The 8228-nt window shown below is 52.3% G+C and carries 6 protein-coding genes; 4 read left to right on the plus strand and 2 right to left on the minus strand.

What is annotated here, in order from left to right; genetic code table 11:
- Window position 1 precedes the first annotated feature (1 nt).
- From AB1N33_RS13885 to AB1N33_RS13895, 3 genes are all read left to right on the plus strand, one after another.
- Complete coding sequence (locus AB1N33_RS13885) at window positions 2-1156, plus strand: efflux RND transporter periplasmic adaptor subunit (RefSeq protein ID WP_411272162.1); 1155 nt, start codon at window positions 2-4, stop codon at window positions 1154-1156.
- Between the two features lie 14 nt (window positions 1157-1170).
- Entirely contained in the window at window positions 1171-4320 is a 3150-nt protein-coding gene (locus AB1N33_RS13890; RefSeq protein ID WP_411272163.1) for an efflux RND transporter permease subunit, read from the plus strand.
- Between the two features lie 142 nt (window positions 4321-4462).
- Window positions 4463-4954, plus strand: coding sequence for a GNAT family N-acetyltransferase (locus tag AB1N33_RS13895; protein WP_411272164.1), 492 nt, complete (start codon window positions 4463-4465; stop codon window positions 4952-4954).
- 37 nt (window positions 4955-4991) lie between these two features.
- On the opposite strand, the gene AB1N33_RS13900 is transcribed toward AB1N33_RS13895, so the two are convergent.
- Both AB1N33_RS13900 and AB1N33_RS13905 read right to left on the minus strand, forming a co-directional pair.
- The gene (locus tag AB1N33_RS13900) at window positions 4992-5420 is read right to left on the minus strand and encodes a CBS domain-containing protein (protein ID WP_411272165.1); all 429 of its coding nucleotides are present in this window, start codon (window positions 5418-5420) and stop codon (window positions 4992-4994) included.
- Window positions 5421-5507: 87 nt separating this feature from the next.
- Entirely contained in the window at window positions 5508-6518 is a 1011-nt protein-coding gene (locus AB1N33_RS13905; protein ID WP_411272166.1) for a zinc-dependent alcohol dehydrogenase family protein, read from the minus strand.
- Window positions 6519-6669: 151 nt separating this feature from the next.
- Here AB1N33_RS13905 and AB1N33_RS13910 point away from each other — a divergent pair, with 151 nt between their 5' ends.
- The gene (locus AB1N33_RS13910; protein WP_411272167.1) at window positions 6670-7638 is read left to right on the plus strand and encodes a sensor domain-containing diguanylate cyclase; all 969 of its coding nucleotides are present in this window, start codon (window positions 6670-6672) and stop codon (window positions 7636-7638) included.
- Window positions 7639-8228 lie beyond the last annotated feature (590 nt).

The raw sequence follows: 8228 nt of genomic DNA on the forward strand, positions 1-8228 counted from the left end.
TATGAACTGGATTAAAATTGCAGCCCCTGTTGGCATTCTCGCCATTGGGTTCTTCGCCATGAAAGGCATCGAGGCTAGCGCATCGGATAGTGCGATTTCTGAGGCGGTAGACACACGCCCTACCGTTACCATAGAACATCTTACCCCTGAAAATTTCACCGTCACTATTTCGTCATATGGTGAAATTGCACCGCTGGAAAGCACCAACCTTGCCGCTCAGGTAGCCGGTGAAGTCGTGTCGTGGAATCCTGACTTTGTTGCCGGCGGACTGGTTCAGCGCGGCGAGATCCTGTTCAGCATCGAAAAAGACAGTTATGAGGCCGCCCTGTTGCAAGCGCAGGCGAACCTGGCAAGCGCCCAGGCACAACTGATCCAGGAGCAGGCCCAGGCTGATGTGGCGAAACAGGAAGCAAAGACACTGCCGGCCGCACGCGTTACTGATTTGTATTTACGTAAACCGCAGGTGTTGTCAGCGCAGGCTGCAGTGAAATCTGCCCAGGCGCAACTCCGAATTGCTGAGCGCGATCTGGAAAACTGCGACGTTCGTGCACCCTACGATGCCCTGATTGTGTCGCGCACAATCGGTAAAGGCGACTTTGTCTCGACCGGCACCGTGGCGGCGGTCCTGAATAACATTGAAACCGCCGAAATGATGTTCCCGGTCGCCGGCTTCGACCGCGCGTTTCTCGCCAGCGATATGAAAGGTAAAAAAGCCCAGATCATGCTGGACAATGGTAGCGACACCCCGGTGATTGCCACTATCCATCGCGATACCGGTATCATTGATAAAGATACCCGCATGACGCACTTTATCGCGCGTATCGACGACCCCTATGCCATTCACAGTGATAAACCGGTAATTAAATTTGGCAGCTATGCGACCATCAGTGTGGAAGGTAAAACCCTCAGTGACGTTTACCGTGTGCCACAGGAACTGATTAATCAGAATAAGCTGTGGACCCTGACCAGCGACGACAAGCTAACCTCACATAAAGTGACCATTGTGCGTGAGGAAGGCGGTGAATTTCTCATTCGTGGCGACTTCAACAACGAAAAAGTGGTCATGACACTGCCGGAATACCCGCAGGACGGCATGGCGGTAAAAGTGATTTCGGCGAATGGCGACCTGGTTGCCAACCGTCCGCACGCTAACTGATTGCGGAGCCCGCCATGAACGAAAATTACGATACTCAGCAAGGGCTGATCGCCTGGTTTGCCCGTAACTCTGTCGCTGCCAACCTGCTGATGGTGTTCGTCATCATCATGGGCATTGCCGGCTACCTGACAATTCAGCGTCAGATGTTTCCCAACATCGAAATCAATTACATCAATATTTCAGCGCAGTATCCCGGGGCATCCCCTCAGGAAATTGAAGAAAGTATTCTGATCAAAATTGAAGAGTCACTCAAAGACGTGACGGAAATCAAGCGTACCGTGTCGCGTGCATTCCGTAACTCTGGCCGTGTGACCCTGGAAATTGATCCCGATGAAACACTCAGCGACGTGCTTGATAAGGTAAAGCTGCGCGTTGACAGTATTGCTACCTTCCCTGCCGGCATGGAGCCCGTCACCATTTACCAGCAGGAATTTCAGCAACAGGTTATTGAAATGCCGCTGGTGGGTGATTTGCCACTCAGTGAGCTCAAGCCTATCGCACGTGAAATTGAAGATGAATTACTGCAGCTTGGCAACATCGCCCTGGTGAATGTGAATGCGCCGGACGACGAGATCGCCATTGAAGTGATGCCCGACATGCTGCGCAAGTACAACCTGACTATTGATGATGTGTCCCGCGCGATCCGGGCCTACTCGGCTAACCTCTCGGCAGGTCAGCTTCGCACCGATGCCGGTATCATTTCGGTGCGTGTCGAAAACCAGTACTACCGTGGTGATGAATTTGCCTCCATCCCGGTTAAAACCGGTGCTGGGGGGGCGCGGGTGCTGTTATCGGATGTTGCCGTGATTAAGGACGGATTCACCGAAGGGGAACGTTACTTTAAATACAGCGGCCGCAATGCAATTTACATTGCCGTCAACGCGACCAAGAACCAGAACACCATTCCGGTAGCTGAAACCGTTAAACGCTATATCGAAGAGCGCAATAAGACGCTGCCGGAGGGCGTGAGCCTGGAAGTGCTGGTTGACCTGACCTACTACCTCAACGCCCGCCTGGACATGATGCTGTGGAACCTGTTTCAGGGCTCCATTCTGGTTGCCCTGATGCTGAGTCTGTTCCTGCGTTTCCGCCTTGCATTCTGGGTAATGCTGGGCCTGCCTATCTGCTTTTTGGGCGCGGTAATGCTGATGCCGCTGTTTGGTATCAGTATTAATATCCTGTCGCTGTTTGCGTTTATCATGGTACTGGGTATTGTTGTTGATGACGCCATCGTCATCGGGGAAAGTGCCTATACCGAAATCGAAAATAAGGGCGGTGGCATCGACAGCGTCATTCGTGGTGCTAAACGGGTGGCTACACCCGCCACCTTCGGGGTGCTGACCACCATTGCGGTATTTGCGCCGTTTACCCTGAGCAGCGGCCCGGACGGTGCGTTTTTCTACAATATCGCGGTGGTGGTGATCCTGTGCCTGTCATTCAGCCTGATCGAATCCAAGCTTATCCTCCCTGCTCACCTGGCTCACACCCGTTTCAGTCCAAGCAAGCCGACCAGCTGGCGTGCGCGCTTCAATCGCCGCTTCATGGGCTTTGTGAACGGGCCATACCGTCGTTCCGTCGAGCGTGCGCTGGAATGGCGCTGGGCGGTTCTGGCATTGTTTTTGGCCATTTTGTTTATCAGTTTCGGCCTGATAAGTGCGAACTACGTGCGCATGCTGCCTAACCCAAAAGTGCCGCATGACTTCCCCAGCGTCAGTATCGAGATGAACGAAAACGTGTCGGATGACGCTACTATTAACGCGCTGAAGATTATTGAAAAGACCATCATGGACGTCGAACGTGAGACCGAGGCGACCTATGGTCAGGGCATGATCCGCGATTTGCTGGCATTTAACCGCGAGCGCACCGAAGGACGCATTGTGGTGCCGCTGGTCCATGAAGACAAACGCCCGTTTGATACCTTTGAGCTGGCACGACGCTGGCGCGAGGCGATTCCTGAAATCCCGGGCATGAAGTCATTTACAGTGGTTGATAACGTGAACGGTAACAGCGACGACGGCGAATTTGGTTACCTGCTGTTTGGCCCGGATATCGACACACTCAATGCTGCCGGCCTGAAATTTATCGAAATGCTGCAGCAACAGGACGGCTTGTTTGATGTCAGCTCGACCATTGATCCGGCCAGCAAAGAAGTGCAGATGACGCTGCTGCCGGTGGCTTACGATTTGGGCCTCACACTGTCGGATATTGCAGGCCAGGTCGGCGCCAGTTTTTATGGTGGTGAAGCACAGCGCGTGATCCGTGACGGCGAGGAAGTCAGAGTCATGGTGCGCTATCCTGAGCTGACCCGTGAACGGTTTGCTGATTTGAAGTATGCCGTTATCCAGACCCCCGGCGGTCACGAAGTGATGCTGGGTGACGTGGTAAAACTGTCTGAAAAACCCGGGATCAGCTATATCCGTCGTGAAGGTGGATACCGCAGCGTGTACGTCTGGGGCAACATTGACGAAGAAAAAGTCGAGCCCAATGAAATCGTCAAAGAAATTGAGGAAAAACTGCTTCCTCAGTTAAAAGATGCCTACCCGTCTGTCATGACTGAACTCGGCGGTGACATTGAGGAGCAACAGGCACAGCAGAATGAGCAGTTCCTGTTCTTCCTGGCTGCGATGATCATGGTTTACATTCTGCTGGCTGTGCCGCTTAAGAGCTACGGTCAGCCCCTGATCATTATGTCAGTGATCCCGTTCAGTCTGACCGGTGCAATCTGGGGACATTTCCTGCTGGGCCTGGATCTCAGTATGATGTCAACATTTGGTCTGATTGCCGCGGCCGGGGTAGTCATCAACGACTCACTGGTCATGACCGACTTTGTGAACCAGCGTCGCGCTCAGGGTTACTCACTCAGAGAGGCGGTTGGTGAGGCTGGCTGTGCGCGTTTCCGGGCGATTACGCTGACGTCTATCACAACTTTTGCCGGGGTATTACCCATCATGTTTGAGACCAGTCTGCAGGCCGCGTTTGTTATCCCGATGGCGGTAGCGCTTGGCTTTGCAGTACTGTATGCCACATTGGTCACCCTGATTCTGGTACCCTGTCTGTACCTTATTCTGGTCGACCTGAGTGTGCCCTTCAGTGCACTCAAGCGGGTAGTCACACGCCGCCAGAAGCAGTCTGAGCCCCCTCAGGACACCCAGTTCAGTAAATAAACACTACACAAAGGGGGCCAAGGCCCCCTTTTTAACGCTGACCAGTATACGCGCGATCAATCCCCTATTTCTGGCGTTGGCGTTGTCAGCATGACTGCAGATTAATGCTACTATGGCGTTTTTAAACCGTTTAGGAATTGCCATGTCACATGCGTTTACTATTCGCCAGGCACAGCGCGACGACGTTGCCCGGATCCTGGCGTTTGTTATTGAGCTGGCCCGCTATGAGAAAGCCGAGGACGAAGTTGTTGCAACTGAAGCGGATATTGCAAAAACCCTGTTTGACGAGGGCGCAACCGCACACTGCCTGATATGCGAAAAGGCCGGGACGGCTATTGGCTTCGCAGTATTTTTTTACAATTACTCAACCTGGCAGGGTAAAAACGGACTGTACCTTGAAGACCTGTATATCACACCGGATTACCGCGGCCAGGGTGCAGGTAAAGCCTTGCTTCAGCATTTGGCTAAACATGCAGTAGAGAACGACTGCGGGCGCTTTGAATGGAGTGTACTGGACTGGAATACACCTGCCATTGCGTTTTATGAATCACTCGGTGCCAAGCCCAAAAGTGAATGGGTGGGTTATCGTCTTGATGGTGATGCGCTGACACAGTTTGCCGCATCAAAACCGTAACGTTTGACTGCATAGTGGTCGGTCCGACACCGGCCACCTACTCTCCCTGCTTTTTCCTGTCCACCATGTTTTCAACGTAATGCATGATATCCCGCCATGACACAATACCTTTGAGGTGGTTTTGCGTGTCAACAACGGGTATACAGGATACTGCGTGGCGGTTAAATAACTTAATCGCACTGACAATGGTATCTTCGGGTTTGAGCGACAATACTTCACGCGTCATGATCTGATGTGCTTTCTTTTCCAGTGTCATGCGGTCGCGGTAACGCTCGCTCAGGGTATCAATGAACGGGCTGGTCGCCTTAAGCACATCACGGTCAGAAATCACGCCCATGACCTCATCGTTTTCAAGCACGATCAGGTGGTGAAATTTTGTCTTCTCAAAAATAGCGCGGATCGTATGCAGCGAGTCATCCAGTTGTACGGTGACAACGCGCGTCGTCATAATATGTGCAAGACTCATACGTTTACAGATTCAACGGCCATAATGGAAGAGTACACCTAACCGGGCAGACTGCCAATCGCTGCGCAGACCTGCCCTGTCTCGCCCTTAGATTTCGATACAAATTTTACCAAAGTGACGCCCGGCGCCTTCATATTCAAACGCCTCGCCCAACGCACTCAGCGGGAATGAGCAGTCAATAACCGGCCGGATCCCCGTACTCTCTAGCGCTGCGACAAAATCGCGCTGCTCGTCACGACTGCCCACAATGATGCCGGTCAGACGAATTTGCTTACGCATCATGGTGGCCGTTGGAATATCACCACTGATGCCGGTAAGAACACCAATCAGGACAATACTTCCGCCCACCCGACACGCCTTTATCGACTGTGCCAGTGTGCCGGGACCGCCAACCTCAATCACATGGTCTACGCCGTGGCCGCCGGTCCACGCAGAGACCGTTTTACCCCAGTCAGGATCCTGCTTGTAGTTAACGGTAAAATCCGCGCCCATTGCTGCCGCTTTAGCCAGTTTTTCATCTGACGAAGAGGTAATAGCGACCCGTGCGCCCATCGCTTTCGCCAGTTGCAATGCGTAGATCGACACACCGCCCGTGCCCAGCAGCAGTACCGTATCACCGGCTTTGAGTCCGCCTTCAACCACCAGCGCACGCCAGGCTGTCAGTCCGGCAGTGGTAATCGTCGCCGCTTCCTCATGGCTCCACCCCTCAGGCGCCTTAGTAAACCAGGTTGCCGGGGTCACCACAAACTCGCGTGCGTAGCCATCGATACCGTCTCCGGGTGTACGGCTGAAGTCGCCACAAAACGGCGCACCGCGCAACCAGTCAGGGAAGAATGTTGAGACCACACTGTCGCCCTCACGAAATTCAGACACCCCGTCGCCAACCGCAACCACGGTACCGGCCCCGTCAGATAACGGAATACGTCCGTTTTCAGTAGGGATCACGCCGTTCGCGACACTGTAATCATGATAATTGAGCGAACTGGCGTGAATACGCACCTTAATCTGGCCCGGCCCCACTGTACCTGGCTCGTTTGCCTCAGTCATTGTCAGCCGGGATAAGCCTTCGCCCTGCCCTGCAATTGTCATCTGCTTCATAACGTTCTCCTGTGTTTTCGTGTTTTGTTTACGCACCGACATGCCGTTAGGATTAGGCTAAATCCCAGCTTCTCAGCCTACAATTATTTTAACGCAGTGTTTACATTCGACTTCGTTAATACAAAAAAATTTGCTAGGTTAACAGCATGGTATGAAAACGTCCGGTAAGCGAAAACGTTTTCATCGCTTTATCACTACGTTGTACATGGTTTTCATGATGAATATTGAACAGATGCGGGCAGTTCTGGACGCCCTCCCTGATCCTGCCTTTATCCTTTCCCGCTCTGGCGGCTACATTGCCGTGTTTGGCGGCCGGGACAGCCGTTATTACCATGAAGGTTCATCGCTGATTGGCAAGCGGATAGGCGACGTGCTTAAAGCAGAAAAAGCTGCCTGGTTTCTTAAGCAGATTGACGTTGCACTTCGCTCAGGGGATATGATGATTGTTGAGTATGAGCTGAGCAATAAAGATGTACAGGGACTGCCAGAAGTGGGGCCCGAGCAGCCAATCTGGTTCGAGGGAAGAATACAGGCACTGGATTTTACCGTCGATGATGAGCCTGTTGTACTGTGGGTGGCAAGCAACATTTCTGCCCGTCATCAACTGGAGATGACCCTGCGCCATCTGAGCGACACCGACCAGCTTACCGGCCTGTTTAATCGCAGAAAGCTGGAACGTGAACTGGCCCAGCAGTTTTCGACGTTTAAACGCTATCATACGCCAACATCCATTCTGATGCTGGACCTGGATAATCTAAAGCAATTAAATGACGCCAAAGGCCATCAGACCGGTGACAGGGTAATACTAGAGATGGCGAATATCTGCAGAGAGGAACTGCGCGAGTCGGATATCGCCTGCCGTTTCGGCGGCGACGAGTTTGCCATTATTCTGCCGAGCACCGACTTTCAGCAGGCGAAGGCATTTGCTGAAAGGCTGAATGAAACCTTCAATGCGCACACCGCAAACTTTGTCGGACCGGACTGCCCGGTCACTGTCAGTATTGGTGTTACCGAATTTATCGACAGCGACGAGTCTCATGAGGATGCGCTTCGCCGCGTAGATACGCTGCTGTACGATGCCAAGCATCAGGGCAAAAACCGCATCGTTGTGACCCATTAGGTAAGCCCGCTGCATACCATCCATGGCGCTCGCCCTACGGGCAGCCTTCGGCTGTGCAAATCGGCTTTCCTGCCGATTTGTCGAACCCGAGGGTTCTCATCAGGTCCGCTACTCACCATCAGATACAAAGAACCCGCCTTTGGGCGGGTTCTTTGTATCTGGCGGAGAGAGAGGGATTCGAACCCTCGATACGAGCCTTAAACACGTAAACCTCTGATATAATTAAAAAATTAAAATTCAAAAGGGAGTTGAACTGTACCACCAAATCGTACCACCTTGTCAATACATATTTAGTCAATGAGTCCTATATCCTTGAGCAGTTTCCGTGCTAGCGGTGTGGTGTGATACTCGTGTTGTTCCATCGACGTAAGAAGTCCGCCCATTACTTCATTCTGGCTTTCTAACATTGCCTCTCTCAAGCGATTTCTATCTAAGCTAACCAAGCCAAGACGCTCTAACTTTCTAATCATGGGGTTCTACCCCGTTTTCACGGACGGTTTAATAAAGACGTAAACTTTTTGTCTTGATTAGCAAGTCTACGTCGCATTCTTGGATTATGGAACCGTTCAACGTAATCGAATATATCTGCT

The sequence above is a fragment of the Alteromonas nitratireducens genome (genome assembly GCF_040812025.1).
GTDB classification, from domain to species: domain Bacteria; phylum Pseudomonadota; class Gammaproteobacteria; order Enterobacterales; family Alteromonadaceae; genus Alteromonas; species Alteromonas nitratireducens.

Bases quoted from the DNA above. Each gene is read 5' to 3' on its own strand.
- AB1N33_RS13890 (WP_411272163.1), top strand. From the start codon at position 1,171: ATGAACGAAAATTACGATACTCAGCAAGGGCTGATCGCCTGGTTTGCC.
- AB1N33_RS13895 (WP_411272164.1), top strand. From the start codon at position 4,463: ATGTCACATGCGTTTACTATTCGCCAGGCACAGCGCGACGACGTTGCC.
- AB1N33_RS13885 (WP_411272162.1), top strand. From the start codon at position 2: ATGAACTGGATTAAAATTGCAGCCCCTGTTGGCATTCTCGCCATTGGG.
- AB1N33_RS13905 (WP_411272166.1), bottom strand. From the start codon at position 6,518: ATGAAGCAGATGACAATTGCAGGGCAGGGCGAAGGCTTATCCCGGCTG.
- AB1N33_RS13910 (WP_411272167.1), top strand. From the start codon at position 6,670: ATGAAAACGTCCGGTAAGCGAAAACGTTTTCATCGCTTTATCACTACG.
- AB1N33_RS13900 (WP_411272165.1), bottom strand. From the start codon at position 5,420: ATGAGTCTTGCACATATTATGACGACGCGCGTTGTCACCGTACAACTG.